General features: G+C 72.5%; 24 protein-coding genes. 8 read left to right on the forward strand and 16 right to left on the reverse strand.

All coding sequences use genetic code 11. From position 1 onward, the window contains the following. Nucleotides 1-23: 23 nt before the first annotated feature. The 7 genes from VF092_13035 to VF092_13065 form a co-directional block, all read right to left on the reverse strand. Entirely contained in the window at nt 24-1298 is a 1275-nt protein-coding gene (locus tag VF092_13035; protein ID HEX6748213.1) for a homoserine dehydrogenase, read from the reverse strand. Then, nucleotides 1295-2377, reverse strand: a complete 1083-nt coding sequence (gene metX, locus VF092_13040; GenBank protein ID HEX6748214.1) for a homoserine O-acetyltransferase — start codon at nt 2375-2377, stop codon at nt 1295-1297. The genes VF092_13035 and metX overlap by 4 nt, the downstream gene beginning before the upstream one ends. Then, entirely contained in the window at nt 2374-3690 is a 1317-nt protein-coding gene (locus tag VF092_13045; GenBank protein HEX6748215.1) for an O-acetylhomoserine aminocarboxypropyltransferase/cysteine synthase family protein, read from the reverse strand. Before VF092_13045 ends, metX begins: the two co-directional genes overlap by 4 nt. A gap of 448 nt (nt 3691-4138) precedes the next feature. Next, nucleotides 4139-5284, reverse strand: a complete 1146-nt coding sequence (metK, locus tag VF092_13050; protein ID HEX6748216.1) for a methionine adenosyltransferase — start codon at nt 5282-5284, stop codon at nt 4139-4141. Nucleotides 5285-5679: 395 nt separating this feature from the next. Continuing rightward, nucleotides 5680-6243, reverse strand: a complete 564-nt coding sequence (locus VF092_13055; protein HEX6748217.1) for a dihydrofolate reductase family protein — start codon at nt 6241-6243, stop codon at nt 5680-5682. Nucleotides 6244-6331: 88 nt separating this feature from the next. Continuing rightward, the gene (locus tag VF092_13060) at nt 6332-6916 is read right to left on the reverse strand and encodes a hypothetical protein (protein HEX6748218.1); all 585 of its coding nucleotides are present in this window, start codon (nt 6914-6916) and stop codon (nt 6332-6334) included. Nucleotides 6917-7143: 227 nt separating this feature from the next. Further along, nucleotides 7144-8541, reverse strand: coding sequence for a hypothetical protein (locus VF092_13065; GenBank protein HEX6748219.1), 1398 nt, complete (start codon nt 8539-8541; stop codon nt 7144-7146). A 261-nt stretch (nt 8542-8802) separates the two neighbouring features. Here VF092_13065 and VF092_13070 point away from each other — a divergent pair, with 261 nt between their 5' ends. From VF092_13070 to VF092_13085, 4 genes are all read left to right on the forward strand, one after another. Beyond that, nucleotides 8803-9195 carry a BlaI/MecI/CopY family transcriptional regulator gene (locus tag VF092_13070; protein HEX6748220.1) on the forward strand — a complete coding sequence of 131 codons (393 nt, stop codon included), beginning with the start codon at nt 8803-8805 and terminating at the stop codon, nt 9193-9195. Next, nucleotides 9192-11474: a M56 family metallopeptidase gene (locus VF092_13075; protein HEX6748221.1), complete on the forward strand. Its 2283-nt coding sequence runs from the start codon at nt 9192-9194 to the stop codon at nt 11472-11474. The genes VF092_13070 and VF092_13075 overlap by 4 nt, the downstream gene beginning before the upstream one ends. A gap of 93 nt (nt 11475-11567) precedes the next feature. Further along, nucleotides 11568-12677 (forward strand): hypothetical protein, encoded by a 1110-nt coding sequence (locus VF092_13080; protein ID HEX6748222.1) that lies wholly within the window; start codon nt 11568-11570, stop codon nt 12675-12677. After that, on the forward strand, nt 12677-15322 hold the full coding sequence (locus tag VF092_13085; protein HEX6748223.1) for a DUF5916 domain-containing protein: 2646 nt from the start codon (nt 12677-12679) through the stop codon (nt 15320-15322). The genes VF092_13080 and VF092_13085 overlap by 1 nt, the downstream gene beginning before the upstream one ends. Nucleotides 15323-15521: 199 nt before the next feature. Here the strand turns inward: VF092_13085 and VF092_13090 are convergent, their stop codons facing one another. The 7 genes from VF092_13090 to VF092_13120 form a co-directional block, all read right to left on the reverse strand. Next, nucleotides 15522-15800 (reverse strand): hypothetical protein, encoded by a 279-nt coding sequence (locus tag VF092_13090; GenBank protein ID HEX6748224.1) that lies wholly within the window; start codon nt 15798-15800, stop codon nt 15522-15524. Between the two features lie 131 nt (nt 15801-15931). Further along, nucleotides 15932-16216 carry a hypothetical protein gene (locus VF092_13095; protein ID HEX6748225.1) on the reverse strand — a complete coding sequence of 95 codons (285 nt, stop codon included), beginning with the start codon at nt 16214-16216 and terminating at the stop codon, nt 15932-15934. 186 nt (nt 16217-16402) lie between these two features. Next, complete coding sequence (locus VF092_13100; GenBank protein ID HEX6748226.1) at nt 16403-17215, reverse strand: helix-turn-helix domain-containing protein; 813 nt, start codon at nt 17213-17215, stop codon at nt 16403-16405. 132 nt (nt 17216-17347) lie between these two features. Next, nucleotides 17348-18649, reverse strand: a complete 1302-nt coding sequence (locus tag VF092_13105; GenBank protein ID HEX6748227.1) for a tetratricopeptide repeat protein — start codon at nt 18647-18649, stop codon at nt 17348-17350. A gap of 414 nt (nt 18650-19063) precedes the next feature. Continuing rightward, nucleotides 19064-19639 (reverse strand): PIN domain-containing protein, encoded by a 576-nt coding sequence (locus tag VF092_13110; GenBank protein ID HEX6748228.1) that lies wholly within the window; start codon nt 19637-19639, stop codon nt 19064-19066. After that, the gene (locus VF092_13115; protein HEX6748229.1) at nt 19636-20070 is read right to left on the reverse strand and encodes a hypothetical protein; all 435 of its coding nucleotides are present in this window, start codon (nt 20068-20070) and stop codon (nt 19636-19638) included. Before VF092_13115 ends, VF092_13110 begins: the two co-directional genes overlap by 4 nt. 65 nt (nt 20071-20135) lie before the next feature. Next, entirely contained in the window at nt 20136-20327 is a 192-nt protein-coding gene (locus VF092_13120; GenBank protein ID HEX6748230.1) for a hypothetical protein, read from the reverse strand. Between the two features lie 112 nt (nt 20328-20439). On the opposite strand from VF092_13120, the gene VF092_13125 reads away from it, so the two are divergent. Genes VF092_13125 through VF092_13140 form a run of 4 tightly spaced genes read left to right on the forward strand, consistent with a single transcriptional unit; the run spans nt 20440 to nt 23826 of the window. After that, complete coding sequence (locus tag VF092_13125) at nt 20440-20976, forward strand: GNAT family N-acetyltransferase (GenBank protein ID HEX6748231.1); 537 nt, start codon at nt 20440-20442, stop codon at nt 20974-20976. Continuing rightward, a complete protein-coding gene (locus tag VF092_13130) occupies nt 20973-21569 on the forward strand; it encodes a hypothetical protein (GenBank protein ID HEX6748232.1) in 597 nt (198 codons plus the stop codon). The genes VF092_13125 and VF092_13130 overlap by 4 nt, the downstream gene beginning before the upstream one ends. Next, on the forward strand, nt 21566-22504 hold the full coding sequence (locus VF092_13135) for a D-glycerate dehydrogenase (GenBank protein ID HEX6748233.1): 939 nt from the start codon (nt 21566-21568) through the stop codon (nt 22502-22504). The genes VF092_13130 and VF092_13135 overlap by 4 nt, the downstream gene beginning before the upstream one ends. Continuing rightward, nucleotides 22501-23826: a DUF4147 domain-containing protein gene (locus VF092_13140; protein ID HEX6748234.1), complete on the forward strand. Its 1326-nt coding sequence runs from the start codon at nt 22501-22503 to the stop codon at nt 23824-23826. Before VF092_13135 ends, VF092_13140 begins: the two co-directional genes overlap by 4 nt. Before the next feature lie 160 nt (nt 23827-23986). On the opposite strand, the gene VF092_13145 is transcribed toward VF092_13140, so the two are convergent. Both VF092_13145 and VF092_13150 read right to left on the reverse strand, forming a co-directional pair. Then, nucleotides 23987-24307: a helix-turn-helix transcriptional regulator gene (locus VF092_13145; GenBank protein HEX6748235.1), complete on the reverse strand. Its 321-nt coding sequence runs from the start codon at nt 24305-24307 to the stop codon at nt 23987-23989. Between the two features lie 7 nt (nt 24308-24314). Next, on the reverse strand, nt 24315-24695 hold the full coding sequence (locus VF092_13150; GenBank protein HEX6748236.1) for a type II toxin-antitoxin system RelE/ParE family toxin: 381 nt from the start codon (nt 24693-24695) through the stop codon (nt 24315-24317). Nucleotides 24696-24734 lie beyond the last annotated feature (39 nt).

The raw sequence follows: 24734 nt of genomic DNA on the forward strand, positions 1-24734 counted from the left end.
GCGTCCGGCCTCCCGCGCGTGGATCACACCCGCACCTCGCAGCGGGAGATGACAGGCGCGAGCCGCGCCGACTCCAGCACGCGGGCGGCCAGGTCCACGCGGCGCCAAGGGATAGGCTGGGTGACGGCGACGAGCCGGTCGCCGTCGGCCACGACGTCCGACGCGGTGATGCGGGCGCGGTGCAGCGTTCGGTCGAGCGTGATCTCCGCGCGGTCGTCGCGGGCGATACTGACGACCCAGGCGTGCTGGCGCGCATCCTCTATGGGCGCGCGCGGTGCGGCGTGCGGGCGGCCCGCGCGGGCGGCGGAGCGGAGCACGTCGCCGAGGAGGGCGCTGGCGGTGGGGGCGCCGCCCGCGCCGGGGCCGGCCAGTCGCACGCGGCCGTTCCACCGGCTCTCGATCACGATCGCGTTCTCTTCGTCGCGCGTGCGGCCCAGCTCCGACGCGGCGGGGACGATCACGGGCTCCACCGCGGCGGCGATCCCATCGCCCGTGTCCACCACCTCCGCGACGAGCCGGGGGATGCCGCCCAGCAGCGCCGCATCCGCCGCCAGCCGCTCGGGATCGGGGGTGATGCCGCGGCGGCGCACCACCAGCCCGCCCGGCGCGATGCCGAACGCCAGCCACGCCAGGATGCGCAGCTTGTCCGCCGCGTCCTCGCCGGAGAGGTCGCGAGCGGGGTTGGCCTCGGCGAAGCCGCGCGCCTGCGCGTCCGCCAGCGCGTCGGCGTAGCGCCACCCCTCGCCGAGACGGGTGAGGATGTAGTTGGTCGTGCCGTTCAGCACCCCACGGATCGCCGAGATCCCGGTGAGTCCCAGCGAGTCGCGGAGCGCGCGGACGATGGGGATGCCGCCACCGACCGCGCTCTCGAAGTCCAGCCGCCCGCCCGTGCGCCGCGCCAGCGCCGCCAGCTCCGGCCCGTGCGCCGCCAGCAGTGCCTTGTTGGCCGTCACCAGCCGCCGCCCCGCGCCCAGCACCGTCCGCGCGATGCGGAGCGCCGGCTCGATCCCCCCGATCGCCTCGACGAACACCTCGGCGTCGGTGGCGAGGAAGGCGTCCACGTCCGTCGTCAGCGCGCGCCGGTCGAGCTCGTCCGGGCGGGGACGATCGGGATGCTTGACCAGCACGGAGGCCAGGTCGAAGCGCAGGCGGTGCCGCGTGCGGATCTCGTCCGCGCCGTGGGCGAGCAGCCGCACCAACTCGCCGCCCACGACGCCGCACCCCGCCAGCGCGATCCGCACCACGCGAGGCGGCCGGACGATCCGCGGCACCACCGCGATAGGTTCCACGATGCTCATCTCCCACCTCCAATAGCCGCCCTTGCGAGCGGATAGCTGGCGTCAGTCGCGAAGCGACTTCGTGCTGTTGTTGCCGTGAATTCATTCGCCCCGTCCCAACCCGAGGCACGGGACTCCCCCGCCTCCAGCGCCTCGCCCAGGATCTCCGCCACCTGCTCCGGCTCCAGCAGGAAGGCGTCGTGGCCGCGCGTGGAGACGATCTCCCGGTACTCCGCGCCCGCCGCGTCCACCCAGGCGCGCACGTCCTCCGGCGCGTACAGCAGGTCGCCGGGGATGCCGACGCCGACCAGCCGCCCCTCGATCCGCCTCAGCGCCCTCGCGACGCCGCCCCGCCCGCGCCCGACGTCGTGCGCGTCCATCGCCTGCGTCAGCGCCACGTAGCTGTCCACGTCGAAGCGGTCCAGCAGCTTGCGCCCGTGGTGGTCGAGATACGACGCGATCGACCAGCTCCCATCTCCATCGCGCGCGCGGCCGAAGCGCTCCGCCTGCTCGGCCGCGGTGCGGTACGTCATCATCCCCACCATCCGCGCGATCTCCAGCCCGCGCTGGCCGGCCGCCTCGATCGCCGCGCGCTGCACGTGGTTCCACGCGATGGCGTACGCCGTGTGCGCCGCCGGCGCCGCGAAGACGACGACGGAGCGCGCCAGCGTCGGGTTCCGCGCCGCCCACTCCATCGCCACCATCCCGCCCAGCGAGCCGCCGGTGGCCAGGGCGACGGAGCGGACGCCGAGCTCGTCGACCAGCAGCTGGACCAGCCGCGCCTGGTCGCCCGGGGTGACGGCGGGGAACGGACGGACCTCGCGCGGGCCAGTCGTCCCGTAGCACGAGCCGAGCAGGTTGGTGGAGAGGACGGCGTAGCGCTCCGTGTCCACCGTCTTCCCCGGCCCCACCACCGTTCCCCACCACCCGCCCGCGTCGTCCGGCGAGCCGGTGAGCGAGTGGAAGACGATGACGAGGTTGTCGCGCGCCTCGTTCAGCTCGCCGTCCAGACGGTACGCCTGCACCACGCCGTCGAGCACGTCCCCGCCGTCGAGCTCGAAGCGGCCGGTGTGGTGCAGGCGGCGTTCGCGCGCGCTCACAATCCCACCGCCGTTCGCAGCGCCCGGTCGAGGTCGTCGACCAGGTCGTCCACGTCCTCGATCCCCACCGACAGCCGCACCAGGTCGGGGGTGACGCCCGCGGCCACGCGCTCCTCGTCGGCCAGCTGCTCGTGCGTGGTGCTCCACGGGTGGATGATCAGGCTCTTCGCGTCGCCCACGTTGGCCACGAGGGAGAAGAGCTTCGACTCCGCGATCACGCGCTTGGCCGCCGCGTCGCCGCCGAGCACGCCGAAGGTGAGCACGCCGCCGAAGCCGCCGCGCAGGTAGCGCCGCGCCGTCTCGTGGCTGGGGTGGGATGCGAGGCCCGGATAGCTCACCCACGTCACCGCCGGATGGCCTTCGAGGAAGCGGGCGATGGCGAGCGCGTTCTCGCTGTGGCGCTGGATGCGGAGATGGAGTGTCTCCAGCCCCTGCAGGAAGAGGAAGGTGTTGAAGGGAGATGCGGACGCGCCCACGTCGCGCAGCAGCAGCACGCGCAGCCGGATGGCGAACGCCAGGTTGCCGAACGTGGACGCGAACGACAGCCCGTGGTACGCCGGCTCGGGATCGACGTACTGCCCGCGGAAGCGCTCGCTGGCCGCCCAGTCGAAGGTGCCGCCGTCGACGACGACTCCGCCGATTGCCGTCCCGTGCCCGCCGATCCACTTGGTCGCGGAGTGGAGGACGACGTCCGCGCCATGCTCGATGGGGCGGACGAGGAAGGGCGTGCCGAAGGTGTTGTCGACCACCAGCGGAACGCCATGCGCGTGCGCCACGTCCGCCAGCCCGCGGAAGTCGGGGACGTCGAGCTTGGGGTTGCCGATCGTCTCCACGTAGACGGCCTTCGTCGTCTCGTCGATCTGCGCCGCGAAGTCCGCGGGATCGGACGAGTCGACGAAGCGCGTGGTGATGCCCAGCCGGCCGAGCGTGTACTTCAGCAGGGTAAAGGTGCCGCCGTACAGGCGCGACGAGGCGACGATGGAATCTCCCGCCTGCGCCAGGTTCAGCAGCGCCAGCGTCTGCGCCGCCTGCCCGCTGCTGGTGGCGACGGCGGCGACCCCGCCCTCCAGCTCGGCGATGCGGCGCTCGAACACGTCGCTCGTCGGGTTCATCAGCCGCGTGTAGATGTTGCCGAACTCGCGCAGCCCGAAGAGGCTGGCGGCGTGCTCGGGGCCGTTGAACACGTAGCTGGTGGTGGCGTAGATCGGCACCGCGCGGGCGTTGGTCGCGGGGTCCGCCGTCTCCTGCGCGCTGCGGACGGCCAGCGTGCCCAGCCCCAGCCTGCGCTCGCTTGAATCGATGATCGTGCTCATCCTCGTGTCTCCCGTGGTTCAGGGGTAAAAAAATCCCGGCCCTCTCGCGGGGAGAGGGCCGGGGTGGCGTGCGACCGTGCCGGGAGATCCGGCTACGCGGTCATCCTGCCAGTACGCGTCCGATGGGTGCGGCCGCGCCGGTCCCGTCTCCCTTGGGGAGGCGGCACATGCACATGCTGCACATCATCGTGTGGACGCGGGCGAAGCTCATCTGCTCGTTCGTTCGTGCTCGTGATTCGATCTTCGTGGACTGCGACCGCTGAACGGCGTCTCCGCCGCCTCCGTGGGCCCTCTCCCTGGCGCTTCGCGCCGGTCCCTCCCCCAAAACAGACTGGGGGAGGGACGGGAGCTCGCTTCGCTCGCGGCTACTCAGCGCGCGCCGAAGCTTCCCGTCGTTCTCCCCCTTCTCCCGCAGTTTGGGAGATGGGGGTCGGGGGGATGAGGGGTCCTACTGCTCCCAGGGCAGCTCCGGCTTGCCGAAGTGGCCGTAGTTCGTGGTCAGGCGGTAGATCGGGCGCAGCAGGTCCAGCCGCTCCACGATGGCGCCCGGGCGGAAGTCGAAGTTCTGCTTCACGAACTCCGCCGCCGCGCGCTCGTCGCCCGTGCCGAAGGTGTCCACCTTCACCGACACCGGCTGCGCCACGCCGATCGCGTACGCCACCTGCACCTCGGCGCGCTTCGCCAGCCCCGCCTTCACCACCTGGCGGGCCACGAAGCGGCAGAAGTACGCGCCCGAGCGGTCCACCTTGCTCGGATCCTTGCCGCTGAACGCGCCGCCGCCGTGGCGCCCCATCCCGCCGTAGCTGTCGACGATGATCTTGCGCCCGGTGACCCCCGCGTCGGCCGACGGGCCGCCCTGCACGAAGCTGCCGGTGGGGTTCACCATCAGGTTGATGTCGTCGTGGTACCACTGCCCCAGCGCCTCGGGCACCACGTTCAGCGCGATGAAGTGGCGGATGGTCTCGCGGTCGGCGTCGGCCGCGTGCTGTGTGCTCACCAGCACGTCGGTGATGGCCACCGGCACCCCGCCCTCGTAGCGCACGGACACCTGCGTCTTGGCATCCGGCCGCAGCCAGGCCGCCGAGCCCTTGCGGCGGTGGTCGGCCAGCGAGCGCGCCAGCTTGTGCGCCAGGAGGATCGGCAGCGGCATCAGCTCGGGCGTCTCGTCGGTCGCGTAGCCGAACATGATCCCCTGGTCGCCCGCGCCCTGCTCGCCGGAGAGACTGGTGTCGGCGTCCACCCCCTGCGCGATCTCGGCCGCCTGGCGCGACAGGAAGAGGTGGATGTTCAGGTTGTCGGGGCGGAACACCTGGTCCGCGTCCACGTACCCGATCTCGCGCACCACCTCGCGCACCAACTCCTCGTAGTGCACGCCGTGGTTCGAGGTGATCTCGCCGGCCAGCACCACGTGGTTCTCCTTGCACAGCACCTCGCAGGCGACGCGGCTCGCGGGGTCGGCGGCCAGGTGCGCGTCGAGGATGGAGTCGGCGATGGTGTCGCACACCTTGTCGGGGTGGCCCTCGCTGACGGACTCGCTGGTGAAGGTGTACGCCACCGTGGCCGGGGCGCGGGTGGGGTCGAGGACGGTGCTCATGGTCTCCCGGTCTCGCGAAAGATTGGGGTTGGGCGCGCGGGCGCTTGGGTCCGGCACGCGAAAAGGGTCCGCCGTCGCATGGGGACGGTGGACCCTGACGACGCTTTAGGCGGCGATCCGTTGCTGGCGCGGGCCCGCCAAGCTGTCGCTGTTCAAAGCGCCCGCGCCGCCCGCGAAGCCGCGGGCCGGATCCCAGGAATGTCAAAGGGGTCCCCGGCGTGCACCGCCGGGGACCCCCGGGCGGTTTAGCACATTTATAACGCGGAGCAATCGCCAGAACTCGCCGCGGCGCCACGGAGGCGCGACAGGATGATAATCCCCCCCGCCGGATCGGTCAACCCGCGCCTCGCATCCGGCCTCGGGAGGGTGCCGCCGGATCCGGGGGGACGCGGACCTCATCCCGGCGATGGCTGCCTTCTCGGCTCGTACCGCATCGCCACCGCCCCCGAGGCGAGCTCCAGCCGGCCCACGAGCGTCAGGTCGATCGGCTTCGAGAGCCCCGCGAACAACGTGGGCCCATGGCCGGCCAGCCTGGGATGCACGATGAGCTCGTACTCGTCGATCAATCCCAGCTCCGCCAGCGCCCGCGGGAGGGTCACGCCTCCCACGTACACTCCCCTGCCCGGCTCGCTCTTGAGCCGCCGGACGGCCGTCTCCAGGTCTCCGCGCACGAGCTCCGCGTTCCAGTCGACCCGGTCCAGCGTGCTCGACACGACGTACTTCTTCGCCGCGTCGATCGTCCGGGCGAAGGGTTCCATCCAGTCGGGCCTCGCTCCCGCGGGCGCCGGCCCCCGCCACGCGGCCTCCATCATCTCGTACGTCACCCGGCCGAAGAGGAGGGCGTCGGCCCGGGCGATGATCCCGGCCGCGTGACGGTGAAGCTCCTCGTCCGGGATGATCCCGCGATGATCGCAGCACCCGTCCAGGGTGACGTTGATGGAATATCGAAGCGGGCGCATCGCTCCAGCGTCTCGGCGAGGCCGCGGCCCGCGCGAGGAGCGCGGCCGCGGCGGCATCCTTGTCCCGGCCTTCCCGGAGAGCGGCCCGTCAGCCGCGGCGGCGCTCCAGCAGCAGCATCATCAGCAGCGAGAGGACGATGCGCACCTCGTCGTGCTCGGGAAGGTCCACGATCTCCTCCACGCGGAACTTCCCCTGCATGAACGCGGGCTCCTTCACCAGCCGCATCAGCACGGTGCCGTCGGGCGCGGTCACCGAGTAGGCGGGGTTGAAGACGTAGCCGGCGAACATCCCCACGATGGGCAGGTCGCTGAACACGGCGTCGGCCACCTTGATCCAGGGGTTCTCTTCCTGGATGGTCAGCATCACCTGGCCGTTGACCTCGATGTCGTAGCGCGCGCGCCAGATGGAGCGGGCGCCCTGGCGCTTGACCGAGCCGATGTAGTTGCCCTGCGGGTCGGTGAAGTGGTAGCGGGCGCGGAAGTCGATCACCCGGTCGGCCTGCAGGTGGTACAGCGGCCGGGTCTGCTGCTCGTCGGCGAAGACGGTGACCTGCTCCTTCAGCTTGAACGCCTTCTGCTTCACGTACATCTTCAGGACCCCCGCGGCGTCGATCACCGAGATCTGCGGCGACAGGGCGAACAGCTTGAAGGTCAGGCTGAGCGGGTATTGCATCGGCGTGGGCGGTCGGGTCAGGGTCGGACTGCGGCGCCCGGGCGGGCGCATCGGTGAGGCGCGGGAAAGTACGCCGCGGCGGGATGAAGTGAAAGTGCCCAGTGCCCAGTCCCCGCGCTACTGGGCACTGGGCACTGGGCACTGGGCACTGGGCACTGGGCACTGGGCACTGGGCACTGGGCACTGGGCACTGGGCACTCCCATCGCCGGGCGCCAAGCCCGGCGCCTCACAGCCAGAAGGGGATGGCGAAGGGCGGGTTCGGCTTCTTCGCCTCCTCCGGATCGCGCGGCGGCAGCTTGGCGACGGTGATGACGTGCTCGCCCTTCGCCAGCGCGGCGACGGGGAGGTAGGCGACGATCCCGCGCACGCCCGTCTTCGGATCGGCGGCGAAGCGCCAGGCGGAGGCGATCGGCTTCCCGTCCAGCGTCGCGGGCTGCAGCGAGGCGAGGCAGGCGAGCACCGCCTGGCCCGCGCGGTCGCCCTCCGGCCGCTCCGCGCCGAAGACGCCGCCGGCGGGGACAGCGGCGCGCACCCGCGGACAGCGCTCGCGCACCAGCTGGTTGTGCCGCCGCGGCCGGTAGGGGACGAACAGCCGCACGTAGGGGTCGCGCACCATGTCGGACTGGATGAAGGGGAGCTCGGCGAAGTCCGTCCCGTCTCCCCGCCGGTCGTCGTAGTAGCCGCGCGCCACGCCCAGCGCGCCGGGCGCGTCGGGGAGGAAGTCGTAGCCGTCGGTGTGCACCGCGCCCGTCTCGTCCACCACCTTCTTCGCCGCGATCCCCACCCCGCCCACGACCAGCAGCACGGTGACCACCCGCAGCCCGCGGCGGCCGCGCAGGTTGGTCAGGAGCGTCATCATCAGCGGCGTGAACGGCACGACCTCCTGCATCCGCGTGTAGGCGCGCCCCACGCCCCGGATCACCCGCGCCAGGCGGCTGCCGGGGTCCAGCCGGTCGCCCAGCCGCTTGTCCAGCAGCGTGACCACCATGATGGGGATCACGTACAGCGCCATGACCGCCTCCATCAGCAGCGGCCCCCGGTCGGACGCGCCGAACGCGCCGGCCACGGCGAACCCCAGCAGCATGGCCGAGCCGCCGATCATCAGCGCGTACACCAGCAGCAGCGCCAGCGCGAACGCCCCGCCGAACACCATGCTGGCCAGCCGGTCGGCGCGGTCGATCACCGTCTGCATCCGCGGCGTGCGCTGCCGCTGCATCTCGCGGACGATGGGGCCGCCGCGCGCCCGCTCCCACACGATGCCGTTGGGGAACACCGCCTCCAGCCCGATGGCGCCCACCCAGTATCCCCGCACCGCCAGGTGCACGCTGAAGCCCACGGCCAGCGCGTACACGGCCAGCTTCACGTAGAACCAGGCCAGGAACACCATCTGGAAGCGCGCGCCGTCCATCCGCGGCTCGATCCCGTGGAGCCACGCGTCCAGCTGCCCGGGGATCTGCAGCATGGAAAAGACGAGCGCGCCGGAGATCAGCAGCTCCAGCTCCCACGGGCGCACCGCGGGCTCGTGCGGCGTCTGCCCCAGCGTGCTCGCCGGCGGCGGCGCCACGTGGAGATCGGGGATCGGCAGCTGGCCGGAGGCCGGCGCGTCTGCGGTCTGATCGGGCATGGAGACCGGGGGACTGCGGGAGATGCGGATTTCGACCGTGGGAGATGCAAATCTCTACAGGCGAACGAGTTGCCGCAAGCCTTCCCCCACCGGCGCGATACGCGATGGATCGATTCACTTGACACCGGCGCGTCTACCTGCTGATAATTCAGCACGTGCGGAATTTTCCGCACGTTTCCACCGAGCGCGCCCCGGAGAGGCACCGTCCCCGCCGCCCTGTCCGCCGCGCGAACGCAGCCGCACACCGCACCCGCCGTCCCCATGCCCGAGATCGACCTGGCAGGGCTCAGCCGCCGCGAGCGCCAGATCATGGAGATCGTGTACCGCCGCGGAAAGGTGACCGCCGCCGAGGTGCTCGACGAGCTTCCCGATCCCCCCACCTACTCGGCGGTGCGCGCCGCGCTGCGCCTGCTGGAGGAGAAGGGGCGGCTGGCGCACGAGATGGACGGCAAGCGCTACGTCTACCTGCCCACCACGCCGCGCAGCCGCGCCCGCACCACCGCGCTGAAGGACGTGGTGCGCAACTTCTTCGGCGGCAGCACCGAGCAGGTGGTGAACGCGCTGCTCGAGGAGCAGAAGCCCACGGCCGCCGAGCTCGAGCGGCTGGCCGCGCTGATCGCCCGGGCCCGCGCCGACGAGGAGGAGGCCGCATGAGCGCCGCGCTGCCCGCCGCCGTCTTCGCCGCGCTGGCGGACGCGGCGCTGAAGGGGTCCGTCGTCCTCGTCGCCGCCCTGGCGGCCACGCACCTGATGCGCCGCCGCTCGGCCGCCGCGCGCCACCTGGTCTGGGTGGTGGCGCTGGCGTCGATGCTGGCGCTGCCGCTGGTCACGCGCCTCCTTCCCGCGTGGCGCGTCGTCCCCGTCCCCGCGCCGCTGCGGCCCGCGACGGAGTTCGTCGCCGCCACGCCCGCGGCCGCCGCCGCGCCGGCGACGCCATCTCCATCCCCCGCGAAGCCCCTCGCGGACGCCGCCACGCCCGCCGCGGGGACGGCGTTCGCCCCCGCGCCCACATCTCCATCCCCCGCAAAGCCGTTCGACTGGAAGCGGGTGATGACGATGCTGTGGGCGGCGGGCGGCATCCTGCTCGTCGTGCGCCTGGGCTACGGGCTGGCGCGCGTGTGGTGGATGGAGCGCCGCGCGACGGAGATCACCGACGAGGGATGGGTCCACATCGCCGACCGCCTCGCGCGGCGCCTGCGCGTGGGCCGGCTGGTGACGCTGCTGCGCGAGACGCACGCGCTGGTGCCGATGACGTGGGGGATCGTGCGCCCGGTGGTCCTCCTTCCCGCCGACGCGGAGGAGTGGGACGACGAGCGCCGCACGGTTGTCCTGGCCCACGAGCTGGCGCACGTGCGCCGGTGGGACCCGGCGACGCAGTGGATCGCCCACGTGGCGATCGCGCTCTTCTGGTTCCACCCGCTGGTGTGGCTGGCCGCGCGCCGGATGCGCGAGGAGCGCGAGCACGCCTGCGACGACGCGGTGCTGTCGCTGGGGACGCGCCCGGTCGCGTACGCCGACCACCTGCTCGACATCGTCCGCTCGCTGGGCCAGGCCGAGGGCCCCGCCGCCGCGCTGGCGATGGCGCGCCGGTCGCAGTTCGAGGGGCGCCTGCTGGCCATCCTCGACGCCGCCACGCCGCGCGGCGGGGTGAGCCGCGGGCTGGGCTTCGCCGCGCTGATCGTCGCGGCGGCGGCGGTGGCGCCGCTGGCCGCGCTGCGCGCCGTCCCCTCGCCCGCCGCCGCGCTGCAGGCGACGCCGGCGCCGGAGGACGTGTCCACGCTGACGGTGAGGATCGCCGGGATCGACGCCCCGCCGCCGCGGGACGGGGGGATCGCCGGCAAGATCCGCGATTCCTCCGCGTCGGTCCGCCGCTCCGCCGCGAAGGCGCTGGGGCTCGGCGGCACGCCGGCGGCGACGGAGCAGCCGGCCGTCCCCGCCGCCGCCGCGCCGGCGACCGAGCGCACGCCGGTGACGACCGCGCCGGCGGATACGCCGCCCGCCGCCGTGGCGAGCCTGGCCGGCGCGGACACGCACACGCTGATGAGCCGGCTGGGGACGGCGGATCCCGGGCTGTACGCCGCCATCATCCGCGCCGCGGACGAGATCAAGTCGTCCACCGACCGCCGCCTCATCCTCACCCTGCTGCTGGAGAAGGGCGACCTGAGCGCGGACAACGTCACCGCCATCATCCGCTCGGCGAAGACGATCGAATCCGACACCGACCGCCGGCTGGTGCTAGACGCGGCCCTGCATCACCGCGCCTTCCCCTCGAACCCGGTCCCCCACGTCTTCTACGAGGCGCTGGCCGCCTTCTCCTCCAACACCGACGAGCGGCTGGTGATGTCGGCGCTGCTGGACGCGCACCGGCTGAACGCCGACTGCCTGGCGCTGCTCTTCGCCGAGCTGGCGCGGATGGGCTCGGACGCCGAGCGGCGGCTGGTGCTGATGACCGCCGCCAGCACGCAGCGGATGGACGCGCGCAACCGCGATGCGTACGTGGCCGCCACGCGCGCCATGCGCTCGGACTCGGAGCGGATGCTGGCGCTGAACGCGCTGCTGAGCGCCGCCGGCGGATCGTCCTCGCGCGGCGGCACGGGCGCACGCGGCGAGTCCACCGCCGCCCAGCCCTCCGCCGCCCGCGGCGAGCAGACGTGGGACGCCGACACGCACATCGAGGCCGACGGGCGCGACGTGATCCTCCGCACGCGCGGCGTGGTCTTCACCCGCAACCGCTGGGAGATCGTGCGCATCCGGCGCGGCGGCTCGCTGGTGGCGCAGGAGACGCGCGGCGGCACCGTCCGCAGGCTGACCGCCCGCCCCGGCGAGGACGGCCGCCCGGTCTACACCTACACGGTGGACGGACGCGCCCGCGGCTACGACGGCCCCGCGCGCGGCTGGTTCGAGGCGCTGGTGCGCGAGTTCACCGGCAGCTGATCGCGGCGGGCGCGCGAGCCCCGCGCGCCCGCCGTCCTTTTCGTCTCAAATGCTGATTTTTCAACAGTTGCAACCACCCTCCCCGGAGCAACGATGCGAACCGCCGCCCTGATCCTCCCCGCCCTCCTCCTCCTGGCGCCGCCCGCGCGGGCACAGGAGCGCCACAGCTACGGCGAGACGCAGATCGTCTCGTCGCACGACGGCCGCCAGCTGGAGGTGCGCGCCCGCGGCCGCGTGGAGTTCAACGACGCGGGCGACTGGGTGGAGTCGATGGAGCCCGGCGCGTCGCTGACGGTGCGCGAGGAGCAGGGCGGCCGCGAGCAGCGCATCGAGTTCCGCTCGGACGGCGACGGCGTGGAGATGCGCTACCGGGTGAACGGCCGCGAGCGCCCGCTCGACGCCGCGGGGCGGGACTGGGCGCGCCGCACGATCCGCGAGGCCACGCGCGAGAGCGGGATCGGCGCCGACGCGCGCGTCGCCCGCATCCGGCGGCGCGCGGGGGTGGCGGGGGTGCTGGCCGACATGGCCGACCTCCGCACCGACACCGGGCGGCGGCTGTACTACCGCGCGCTGCTGGCCAGCGGCCCCATGTCCGACGCCGACTTCGCGCGGGTGATGGACGACGCGGGCGCGCGGATTCGCTCGAACACCGAGCGCCGGCTGGTGCTGGTGGAGGCCGCGGACCGGGTGAGCGGCGGCCGCGGGCTGGCGGCGCTCCTCCGCGCGGCGGGAGGGATGGAGAGCGACACCGAGACGCGCCTCGTCCTCACCCGCGTCGCCGAGCGCAACGCGCTGGCCGAGCCGGCGGCGCGCGACGCCTTCTTCCGCGCCGTGGAGGGGATCGGCAGCGGGACGGAGCGCCGGCTCGTCCTCCTCACCGCGCTCCGCCGCGGCGCGCTGGCGGATGCGGGCTTCCGCGCCGCGTTCTTCCGCGCGGTGGACGGGATCGGGAGCGACACCGAGCGCCGGCTCGTGCTCGTCTCCGCGCTGGAGCGCGCGTCCGAGCCGACGGCCGTCGCCGCGCTGCGCTCCGCGGCGGAGATGGGGTCGGACACGGAGAAGCGGCTGGTGCTGACCCGCGTCCCCTCCGGGCTGCTCGGCTCGCCGCGCGTGACGGACGCCTACCGCGCGGTGGTCGGCGGGATGCGCTCCGACACCGAGCGGCGCCTGGCCCTCTCCTTCCTGGTGAACGGGGGGCGGTGATGCACCGCGCACTCCCCGCGCTCGCCCCGGCCGCGCTGGCGCTGCTGCTGGCCGCGCCGGCGGCGGCGCAGCAGCGGGCGGACACGGCGCGCGCGGACACCGCGGCGGCCACGCGGCCCCGGCGCGCCGACGCCGCGCGCATCCAGGGCCGCGCGCCCGAGCTCGACGGGCGGCTGGACGACGAGGCGTGGGCGGCCGCGCCGGCGCTCGGCGGCTTCTGGCAGAAGGAGCCGCGCGAGGGCGCGCCGGCCACGGAGCGCACCGAGGTCCGCATCCTCTACGACGACCACGCGCTCTACGTCGGCGCGCGGATGTGGTCGAGCGACCCCGCGCGCATCCGGGCGCCTGTCTCGCGGCGCGACGTGACCGACGCGGCGGAGTTCATCTCCATCTCCCTGGACACCTACCACGACCGGCGCACCGCGTACACCTTCGCCGTCACCGCCGCGGGTACGCGGGGGGACGTCTATCACCCCCGCGACAGCGACTCCGGCGACGCGCAGTTCAACCCCGTGTGGGAAGCCCGCGTGGCGCGCGACACCGCCGGGTGGACCGCGGAGATGCGCATCCCCCTCTCGCAGCTCCGCTTCAACCCCGGCCAGGCGCAGACGTGGGGGGTGAACGCGCGCCGCTGGATCCCGCAGAAGGAGGAGGACGACTACTGGATCGTCGTTCCCAAGAGCGTGTCGGCGTGGGCGTCGCGCTTCGGCGAGCTGGGCGGGATCACCGGCGTACACCCCGAGCGGCGGATCGAGCTGTCGCCGTACGTGGCCACCGGCGCGTCGTTCAGCCAGGGCGTCGATCCCGTCGACCCCTTCCACTCGCCGCGCGAGCAGACGGTGCGCGCGGGCGCCGACGTGAAGGTGGGCTTCGGCCCCAACCTCACCCTCGACGCCACGGTCAATCCCGACTTCGGGCAGGTGGAGGCGGACCCGGCGGAGGTGAACCTGAGCGCGTTCGAGACCTTCTTCGCCGAGAAGCGCCCGTTCTTCACCGAAGGGAGCGGGCTCCTCTCCGGCGGCGGCGCGGGCTACTTCTACTCGCGGCGCATCGGCGCGGCGCCGCACGGCGTGGCGAGCGGGGATTTCGTCTCCACCCCCTCCAGCAGCACCATCCTCGGCGCGGCGAAATTGACGGGGCGGCTGCCGAGCGGCCTTTCCGTCGGCGTCCTGGGCGCGGTGACGGCGCGCGAGCGGGCGCGCACTTTCGACGCCACCACGGGCGAGTTCGGCCGGGTGGAGGTGGAGCCGGCGACCGGCTTCGGCGTCGTCCGTCTCCAGCAGGAGCTGGGGAAGACGGGCTCGACGGCGGGGATCATCCTCACCGGCGTGCACCGGGCGATCGGAGACGACTCGCCGCTGGGCGCGCGGCTGGACAGGGACGCGGTGGCCGGCGCCGCCGACTGGAACCTGCGCCTGGGCGGCGGGACGTACGAGGTGAGCGGCGCGCTGGGCTTCAGCCACGTCGCGGGCGATTCGCTGGCGATCCTGCGCATTCAGCGCTCCAGCGCGCGGTATCTCCAGCGGCCGGACGCGGACTACGTCACCTACGATCCGTCCCGCACCACGCTCTCCGGCTACACCGCGTCGCTCTCCGCGCAGAAGATCAGCGGGAAGCACTGGCTGTGGACCGTCGCCGGCGACCTGCGCTCGCCCGGCTTCGAGCTGAACGACGCGGGCTCGCAGTCCGTGGCCGACTATCGCCAGGTCTCCGGCGAGCTGCGCTACCGCGAGACCACGCCGCGCGGCCCCTTCCGGCGCTGGGCCACGTACGTCACCCCGATCGCGCAGTGGAACGGCGGCGGGGTGTTGGAAGACCAGGAGCTCTGGCTCGACTGGGAGGCGACGCTGAAGAACTTCTGGCGCACCACCTTCACCGCGTTCCGCGTCTTCCCGGCGCAGAGCCAGACGCTCACCCGCGGCGGGCCGCTGGCGGGCACGCCCGGCTCGTGGGCGGTGATCGGGCTGCTGCAGAACAGCGCGGCGGCGCGCTTCCAGTGGCGCGGCCGCATCTACTACGGGATGACGGACACCCGCGCCGTCACCAAGCGCTACAGCGGCCGCCTCTCCGTGCGCCCGGGGCCGCGCTGGCAGCTGTCCATCGAGCCCAACTACCTCCGCTACACGCCCACGCGGCAGTACGTGGCGACGTTCGAGGGCGGTCCCGCGGAGACGTTCGGGCGCAGCTACGTGTTCGCGTCGATGGACCGCAGCGAGTTCTTCGCCGACGTGCGGCTGACTTACCTGTTCACCCCCGACCTGTCGCTGGAGCTGTATGCGCAGCCGTTCGCCAGCAGCGGCCGCTACCACGATTTCGGCGAGCTGGGCGCCGCCCGCGCGCGCGAGTTGCGGCCGCTGGACGGGGATACGATGCGCGTCGTCCGCGACGGCAACAGCGTGCGGGTGAAGCTGGGGGACCAGAGCCGCACGGTGAACGACTTCAACGTGCGCTCGTTCCGCAGCAACGCGGTGCTGCGCTGGGAGTGGCGGCCGGGGAGCACGCTCTACCTGGTCTGGCAGCAGGACCGCTCCGGCGACCGCGACCGTATCTCGCTCGTCGGCCCGCGCTCGCTCCTCGAGACGCTCGACGAGCCCGGCGACAACTTCCTCGCGCTGAAGGTGACCTACTGGCTGCCGCTGCACTGATGGCCTCACGCGGAGCCGCGGAGAACTGCGGAGGGGAGGGAGGGATCAGAAGCTGAGGTCTGTCATTCCGAAGGCGCTGCACCGAAACTGTCGCTGCGCCGAACCCTGGCGCCTGTGGAATCTGTAGCCGGCGGCCGCGCGGATCTCCGTCATCCGCGCGGCGGCCGTTTTGTTCAACCTGATGCAGAGTAGATCTTCGTCAGGCAGGCACCATCTCCAGGACGGACCCATCCGCCAGCCGGTAGATCCGGAAGTGCTGATCGAGCGTAAAGATCTGGCGATGCTCGTGGGTCTCCGCGGCCGCAACCAGGGTCGCGTCGGCCAGGTCCATCGGAGCGTCGCGATACTTCTCCATCAGCATCGCGGCGCGATCCACCTCGGTTTCCGAGAGATCGTGGAGGACAAGGTGCCCCTCCCGGCGAAGCCTCCATAGCGTCGCCTGATAGTAGTATCCGCCAGCCCTGCCCAGCAGATACATGGCCTCTGTGTAACACGGCCATGTCGTGAGCATCGGCCCGTCCCGGAGAGCGGCGGCCGTGCGGGCACACCGCTCGTGGTACGGATCGTCCGCATCGAGGAGCGCGACGATCGCACCCGCGTCCGTGAGAGTCACAGCCGACCTTGGGCTCGCTTCTCTAGCATTCCTGCCGCGAACTGCTCTCCCGTGCGCTCCGACATCCGCGCCCCACCGGGTACGTGCTCGCTGCTGTGGAGGACGCCGATGAAGTCCTTCAGGCGATCCGCGAGCGACTTGCCGGGCTCGACTTCCGGATCCGGGCCCGCCGGCAGGTGCTTACGGAGAACCTGCTCCGCGAGCAGGTCCGGCGTGGTGCCACGGGCCTCCGCCTCTTCGGCGAGGCGAGATTCGAGCTCAGGGGAAAGATGAATACTCACGGAGCGCTCCCTCGACTGAGAATGGGCGATGCCGGATCTGCGCGACCGGGGCGAGCCGCCGATGAGTCTGAAATATGTCACTCTGCGCGCATTCCACCAACCCGTCCGGAACCGACATCAAGAGCTGCGAAAGGCCGGCAACCCCATCGGGGCTGCCGGCCTCCGTCTCCATCGAAGATCAGGAGATCAGAACGGCTGCTGGGTGCGGTACTTCGACAGCGCCTCGAGGAAGACCTTGCTGGCGCGGGCGAAGGCGCCGCGGCGGCGCAGCTCCGTGGGGCTGGAGCCGACGAACTTCTGCGTCACGCGCCGCAGCCCGCTGTCCGACGAGTAGCCGCACGCGTGGGCCACGGAAAGCACCGTGCGCCCCGGGTCGTCCAGCATCTCGCAGGCGAGGAGGATGCGCATCCACGCCAGCAGCTTGCGGGGCGGCGGCAGCTCCGCGCGCTCGCACCAGCGCAGCAGCGTGCGCCTCGAGAGCTGCAGCGAGCGCGCGAGGTCGCGCCCGTGGCCGCCGACCGCCACCACCTCGGCCGCCGCGTCCACGATGGCGCGGGCGCGCCCCGGGGTGTCGGGCGGCAGGGTGTTCTCCAGCAACGCCTTCAGCGGCCGCCCCTGGCTCTGGCGGAAGCGCTGCACCAGCGCCTGCGGGGTGTCGTCGTGGCCGATGGAGATCACCTGCACCACGCCCCACTTCCCCAGCGTCCGCAGGTCGTCGATGCGGTCCGGCTTCACCTCCAGCGCGGCGAAGACGGCGGTGGACGGGAACTCCACCAGCAGCGAGCGCAGCGCCGGCGACGGGCCCACGCGCCCGTTGCCGTCCTCGTACGGGTTCACCACCACCAGCGCCGAGGGCGGAGAGTCGCGCACCGCCTCTTCGAGCGCCGACCAGTCGGACACGTGCTGGAACGTGTACTCCTTCCCCGCGACCTTGCGGACGCGCTCGCGGAATTCCTCGTTGCTGTGCAGCACCAGCAGGGGGCGTGCGGCGATCTTCATGGCGTGTCCCGATGGTTGAGTGTCACGGCAGGCGCGCGGGTGTGTCTTTCGGTACCGGTCGAGGGCCGCGCGGCTGCATCCGGATGGCGCCGGCGCGGCCCCCGCAAGAGGGGCCGCGCCGGCGGCGGGTCTCTAGCGCGTCACCAGCGACGCGTTCAGCGAGCGCACCAGGTCGGTGGCGAACATCTCCGTCTCCTGCGGCGCCTCGGGGTGCGGGGCCTGCGCGGCCGCCGCCCGTCCGCGCGCGCCGCGTCCCCGCCGAACCGAGTCGAGGACCGACTCGGCGGTCAGCAGCGTCTTCCCCTCGCCGCGCTCGCGCGCCGTCCTCACCGCGCGCTCGGCCGCGCGCTCGGCGCGCTCGAACTCGCCCAGCTGCGCGGCGCCGTGGGCCAGCTCCAGCAGCACCTGCGCGGCGTTGGCCGTCCCTTCGTCGCGCGAGAGGCCGTCCCACACCTCGTCCCAGGTCTGCTCGAACTGCCGGCGCTCGCCCGCGCCCGCGGCGGCGCGCACGATGTTGGCCAGGCACACCAGCCGGTCCTCCTGCCGCGCCATGTGCGGCAGCAGCGCCTCGAACACCGTCAGCGCCGGAGCGAAGTGCCCGCGCTCGACCCAGAAGTAGGCGATGTCGTTCGCCAGCGCCGGCAGACGGGGATGGTCGGGGCCGTAGCTCTCGAAGGCGCCGCGGGCGTAGCGCTCGGCGTCGTCCTTGTGGTTCCCCCCCGCGGCGATCACGAACAGGTCGTGCAGCGCCGAGCCCTGGATGGGGCGCAGCGAGTGGCGCCGCGCCGCGCGCAGCGCCCGCACGTGGAAGCGCCGCGCCGCGGGGTAGTTGCCGCGCTGCATGTACAGGTTGCCCATCCCCGAGAAGGCCAGCGCGTAGCTCGTCCAGTCGCCGCTCTGGCGCGCCAGGGCGATGGAGCGGCGGTACCACGTCTCCGCGCGCGAGTGCTCGGCCCGCCGCCGGGCGATGCGCCCCACCGCGTACGCCGCGCCCGCGTCGTACGGCACCGTGAGCGCCGCCGCCTGCGCGAAGGCGATGGCCGTGGCCAGGTGCCCGTGCAGGTCGGCCCAGTGCGCGATGTGCTGGCAGGCCAGCTCCACCGTCTCCGCGCGCGCCGTCTCGGGCTGGCCCACCATGCGCACCACCGTCATCAGCGGCGACTCCAGCTGCACGTCCACGCCGGCCGAGCGGATCAGCCCGTGCAGCAGCGCGTCGGCGCCGGGCTCGAACAGCCCCGGGCGCTCCTCGGGCGGGAACTGCGCCCACAGCGCCACGTCGCGCGCCGCCTGCCAGAGGAGGAAGCCGAGCGGCCCCGGGATCTCCTCGAGCACGGCCAGCCCTTCGTAGGCCTCCGCGCCGGTGGTGATGGCGGGCGGGGTGCGCCAACGGCGCGCGGTGCGCCGGACCGGCGGGGAGAGTCGCTTGGGTCGCATCGACGGGACTCCGGGAGTGGCCGCGGGGTGTGGAGGGAGGGACCCGGACTGCCGGGATTTTGAAATTGTACGGTATGATAAGGCGCAACCCCCTGCCGCGCCATAGTCTTAGCGGGGACCCCGGGGAAAGCTTCCACCACTTTCGGTGATCCAGTGGCGCATTCGGAACGCACGTGAAACGGACATCACACCGCTACCGACCGGCCACAAGATCGCTCCCGGGAAACGGCTGAACACCATGCAAGTCCGCTCCCATCCTTCCTTACGCTGCGATTGGGCGCGCCGCCCGGACCCCGTCCGGCGGGGTCTCCAAATCCTTGCGCGCGGTGGCGCAATATGTCGGGTTGTGCGTGAGCCACGTTCAGTGGCGGGACAACGGCGTACAACCCGTCGCCCGGGGGTGGTGAATTCGAGCTACGTCCCCGACGATAGGTCGATCGCACCGTTCCGGATCCACGCCGCCACCTCGGCCGGCCGTGCGATGATCACCTCGTGGTCGGGCGTGCGATGTAGCGCGATGCGGTCCGGCTTGAGAATCTCTGTCCGGTAGCCGATGAAATCCACGAGATTGCCCGTGACGAGGACGTCTGCGCGCCCGGCGACGGCAACCTCGAGCACGTGCACGTCTTCCTGGTCGCGGAGAGGAATGACGCCCGCACCGCCCAGGATGATCAGCGGGTCGCCCGGATCTGGACCGAGACGGCTGGTGAGGATCATTTCCTCCAGCACCGTTTCAAGCGCAAGGCGCGAGAAGCCGAGCTTTCGCGCGAGCACCTGCGCCAGCCGGTTGATCAATCCCCACGAAATCACCAGCTGGGTCAGACCCAGGGCACACTCGCCCCGCCGAACGGCCTCGACCAGCATCTGGATAGTGTTCTCGTTGCGCTTGCGAGCGTTCGCGAGTGCGTAGGCACACCAGATGTTCAGGTCGAGACAGAGGCGGAAGATCGGAGGAGAAGGGAGCTGCGCAGCGCTGGGCCGCAGACTCACCGCTTGCGCCGTCGCCGCGCGACGGCCTCCGTGTCCGCGGCCTCACTCCGTCGCGCGCTTCGCACGGACGTGGAGCTCTCGGCCTCGGCTTCCGCCGTGAGCCGCACCGCTTCGGCAAGGATCTCTTCCTCGGTCTGCAGCCGATCTCCATAACGCTCGTTGATCGCCGGGGCCATGCTGTCCATCGCTGCATCGAACGACGCATCGCTGATCGCGCGGGTGACCTCGCGGCGCATCAGCGTGAGGTGCTCTGGCGCTGCAAGCGCTTCCAGCCGGCGGAGTGCTGCATGCGCCTCGATCGGCAGACGTACGTAGAACGCGAGTGCGGCGGCGGCGATCTGCGACGGCTTCCGCTGCTCCACCAGGGCGATGTGCTCCACGAGCTTCGCCGTCTCTTCGTCAGTGTAGGCCGAGATCGTCTTACCGGGCATTTAGCATCTCCAAGTTCTAAGGTTTCTATAGAAATGATAGAAACCATTCCTACTCCTGACAAGTCTCACTCCTTCGCCGCGCGCTCGGTGACGCTGACGGCGGGGTCGAGCTGGTCCACCTCCTCCTGTCTCCCATCCTCCCAGCGTACCACGGCGTACAGCGCGTACGCCTCCAGCACCACGCCGGCGCGGCCGCCGACGTGCTCCACCTTGTCGCCCTGCTTCAGGAAGTGGCGGGACTCCAGTTGCGTGCTCACGAGCCTCCCGGGGTGTGGTCTGCGGAGGCATCAACTTGACGGTGGCTCCCGCCGCGGGGCAACTTCTCCCCCGCCGGACAATCCGGCCGAACCCGCACCCGCGTCCGCTCCCGTGGAAGACTCCCCGCCCGCCGCCGAGGTCGTCGAATCGCCCCGCCTCCTCGTCCGTACGCTGCGGCCGGGCGACGAGGCGCGGCTGCAGGCGGTGTTCGACGCCGCGCCCGACTGGCACGCCGCGCTCGGCCGCCCCGCGGACCCCAACGCCGCGTCCGCGGAGATCCATGCCTCCGCCGACAAGGCCGGCCGCGAGATCGCCGTGCTGACGCTGCGCGAGACGGGCGAGGACGTGGGCGCCGTGGGCTGGTGGCGCGGGAACCCGGCGCCGCGGGTGGCGCTGCTCGGCACCCTCCTGGTCGTCCCCGCGCACCGCGGCCGGGGGCTGGCGCGCGAGGCGCTGGCGGCGGTGGAGGCGTGGCTGGCCGAGGGCGGCGTCACCGAGCTGCGGACGGCGTTCCCGCGCGCCCTTCTCCATCTCCACCCGCTGGTCCGGGCGCTCGGGTTCGCGGAGATGAGCATCGCCGAGCACCAGAAGCTCGGGTTCGCTGGGGCCGGCACCTCGCTCTGGTCCAGGCCGGTGAGGACGGCGTGACGAACGTACCCGGACGGCCCCTGCCGGAGACGCGGCGGCTGCGCTTCGAGCGCGCGGGCCCGGCCGACGAGGCGCGGCTGCAGGCGATCTACGATGCCCGGCCATGCATCCAGAGCATTCTCGTCCGCCGGCTGGCGGAGTGGACGATGGACGACCTCCGCCAGCGCGCGGCCGCCGGCGATGCCCTGGCCGCCGCCAACCTCCGCCACTTCTCGCGCATCGACACCGCCGCCCACGAGCTGGCCGCGTCCGCTGCCGACGCGAACCGCGTCACCGCCTTCGCGGTGCTGCGCGAGACGGGGGCGGACGCCGGGGCGTTCAGCTGGCGCTGGCCGTGCGAGGTGGACGGCGTGGCGGCGCTCGGCCCCATCTTCTTCGCTCCGGACCCTCCCAACGACCTCTTCCACGAAGCGCTGGCGGCGCTGGAGCGGACGCTCGCGGCCGGCGGCGCCAGGGAGATCTGGGTGCCGATGAAGTGCGGGTTCCTGCCGCACCACATCATGTACGTGTCCGGCTACCGGGAGCTGCGGCCGGAGGGCGTCCAGCTCGGGCTGGGATACGAGAGCTGGCAGAAGCGGCTGGGGGACGGATGACCGCCGTCGTCACCACTTTCCCGCTCCCCGAGCGGGCGCTCGCGCTCCTCTCCGAGGTCGGCGCCGTCGCCGGGCCGGAGGGGTGGGGCGAGGCGCTGGGCGACGCGGAGGCGCTGCTCTGCCTGCTGACCGATCGCGTGGACGCCGCGCTGCTGGAGCGCGCGCCGCGGCTGCGGATCGTCGCCAACGCGGTCGTCGGCTACGAGCACGTGGACCTGGCGGCGTGCGCGGCGCGCGGGATCGTCGTCACCAACACGCCCGACGTGCTGACGGAAGCGACCGCGGACCTGGCGTGGGCGCTCATCCTCGCGACGGTGCGCTGCCTGCCGCAGGCGGAGATGAGCCTGCGCGCGGGCGAGTTCCACGGCTGGGGATTCTGGGACTATCTGGGGGGCGATCTCACTGGCGCGACGCTGGGGATCTACGGGATGGGGCGGATCGGGCGCGCGGTGGCGCGGCGGGCGACCGGGTTCGGGATGCGCACCATCTACCACTCCCGCTCGCGACTCTCTGCGGACGAGGAGGCGGCGCTCGGGGCCGGGTTCGTCTCCTTCGACGAGCTGCTGGCGCGCGCCGACGTCCTCTCGCTGCACGCGCCGCTGACGCCGGAGACGCGCCACGCGATCGGCGCGGACGCGCTGCGGCGGATGCGGCCGGGGAGCTACCTGATCAACACGGCGCGCGGCGCATTGATCGACGAGGCCGCGCTGGTGGACGCGCTGCGCGACGGCCGCCTCGCCGGCGCGGGGCTGGACGTCTACGAGCGCGAGCCGGAGATCGCGCCGGGGCTCCTCGATCTCCCCAACGTGGTCCTCCTCCCCCACGTCGGCTCGGCCACCCGCGAGACGCGCACGCGCATGGCCATGCTGGCCGCGCGCAACGTGCACGCGGTGCTTTCCGGCCGCCCGCCCCTCACCCCCGTGCGCCTCCCGTGAGCCCGCGCGACGACGCCCGCCGCATCCTCGACGCCGCCATCGCCGCGGCGGACGCGCGCGATGCCGTCCGCCGCGCGCTGCGGGTGGAGGGGGATGTTTTGATGGTGATGGACGACGAGCGGATCGACCTCGCCGCCGTCGACCGCATCTGGCTGGTCGGCGCGGGGAAGGCGGCGGCGGGGATGGCGCTCGGCGCGCGCGACGTGCTGGGCGACCGCATCGCCAGCGGGACGATCGCCACGCGCGACGGCTACGCTGCGGAGGTGCCGGGGATCGACGTGTGGGAGGCGGCGCACCCGGTGCCGGACACGCACGGACTGGCGGGCGCGGCGGCGGCGCTCGAAGTGGCTCGGCGGGCGGGAGATGGCGATCTCGTGCTGTGCCTGCTCTCCGGCGGCGCGTCGGCGCTCTGGCCGTGCCCGCCGGCCGGCGTGTCGCTCACGGATCTCAAGGCGCTGACCGCGGCGCTCCTCCGCGCCGGCGCGGCCATCGGGGAGATGAACGCCGTGCGCAAGCACCTGTCGCGCATCGCGGGGGGATGGCTGGCGCGCGCCGCGCACCCCGCGCGCGTGGTGACGCTGGCCGTGGCGGACGTGGTCGGCTCGCCGCTGGACGTGATCGCGAGCGGGCCGACCGTCCCCGATCCCACGACGTTCGGCGACGCGCTGGAGATCGTGCGCGCGTACGAGGTCGCCGCGCCGCCGGCCGCCGTCGCGTATCTCCAGCGCGGCGCTGCGGGCGACGAGCCCGAGACGCCGAAGCCGGGGGATCCGGTGTTCGCGCGCGCGTCCGCCCACGTCGTCGCGAGCAACCTGGACGCGCTCCGCGGCGCCGCGGCCGAGGCGGAGCGGCTGGGTTACCGCGCGGAGATCGTGGCCGACGACCTGGAGGGCGAGGCGCGGCAGGTGGCGCCGGGGATCGCGCGGCTGGCGCTGGACCGGCAGCGCGCGCTCGCGTCCGGCGATCCGCCGCTCGCCCTTCTGCTCGGCGGCGAGACGACGGTGACGGTGCGCGGCCGCGGCGCCGGCGGCCGCAACCAGGAGCTGGCGCTGGCGCTGGCCATCGAGCTGGAGGGATGCGCCGGCATCGTCGCCGCCGCGCTGGGGACGGACGGGACGGACGGGACGACCGACGCCGCCGGCGCCCTGGTCGACGGCGGCACGACGGCGCACGCGGCGGCGCAGGGCCTCGACGCGCGCGACGCGCTGGACGCGAACGACTCGCACCCGCTCCTCCGCGCCGCCGGCGACCTCCTCGTCACCGGCCCGACCGGCACGAACGTGTGCGACGTGGTGCTGCTGATCGTCTCCGCGTCAGCGTAACTGGCCCGCCGGCAGTCCGGGGGATTGTAGCCGGATTGAAAGAAAGCCCACCCGCGCCGATGCGTGGGTGGGCCTTTTTACCCCGTCATGACCGACCACAGGCCCGGAGGCTACCGCGAGGTCAGTCACGTATCGAGGAATTCCCTCAGGACTACTTACATCAGAACGAGGAAACCAGCTCTACGGTCACGCCGGCCTGCTCCTTCCACGCGGGCCGCGGACCGACCTGGATGCGAACCTCCATGTCGAGCGCGTTCAGGAATCTCTCCAGCCGTTCCATACTGAAGCGCGCCAGCTTCCCGCGAGTGAGATCGGAGACGTCGGGCTGCTTCACCCCCAGCACGTCGGCCGCCTGCGCCTGCGTCAGTCCCCGCTCGCGGATCACATTCCGGATCACACGCGCCAGTTCGGCCTTGGCCAGCCGCTCTTCGGGATTCGGCAGGCCCAGGTCTTCGAAGATGTTGCCGGAGCTGTCGTGCACGGTCGTCTCATCGCTCATCCTGGGCCTGCCTCGCGTAGTGGATCCGGTAGTGCTCTTCTGCCAGCTTCAACCGTGTACGAACGAGATTCCGATCCGGCAGCGGCGTAGCGATCCCTGATTTCGATTTCTTCTTGAAGACGTGCAGGACGTAGACCGCGCCGACGAATTCCACGGTATACGCCGCCCTGTACGTATCTCCATCGAAATCCTCCGCCAGCTTCATCACCGAGCTGGGAAGTCCCTCCCCGAAAGGACGCGCGCCTTCAGGACGATCGCCGTACTGGACGTCGAGCAGCGCCCAGCCGAACGCATCCTTCACATCTTCCGGCATCGACCGGAGATCCTTGTGCGCGCTCCCGATGAAGTGAATCGGCTTCCTGTCCGCCATCGAGCCGCCTCATGGTTGAAAATAGCAGATTTGCTATCA

The organism is Longimicrobium sp. (assembly GCA_036377595.1).
In the GTDB taxonomy this organism is placed as follows: Bacteria; Gemmatimonadota; Gemmatimonadetes; order Longimicrobiales; family Longimicrobiaceae; genus Longimicrobium.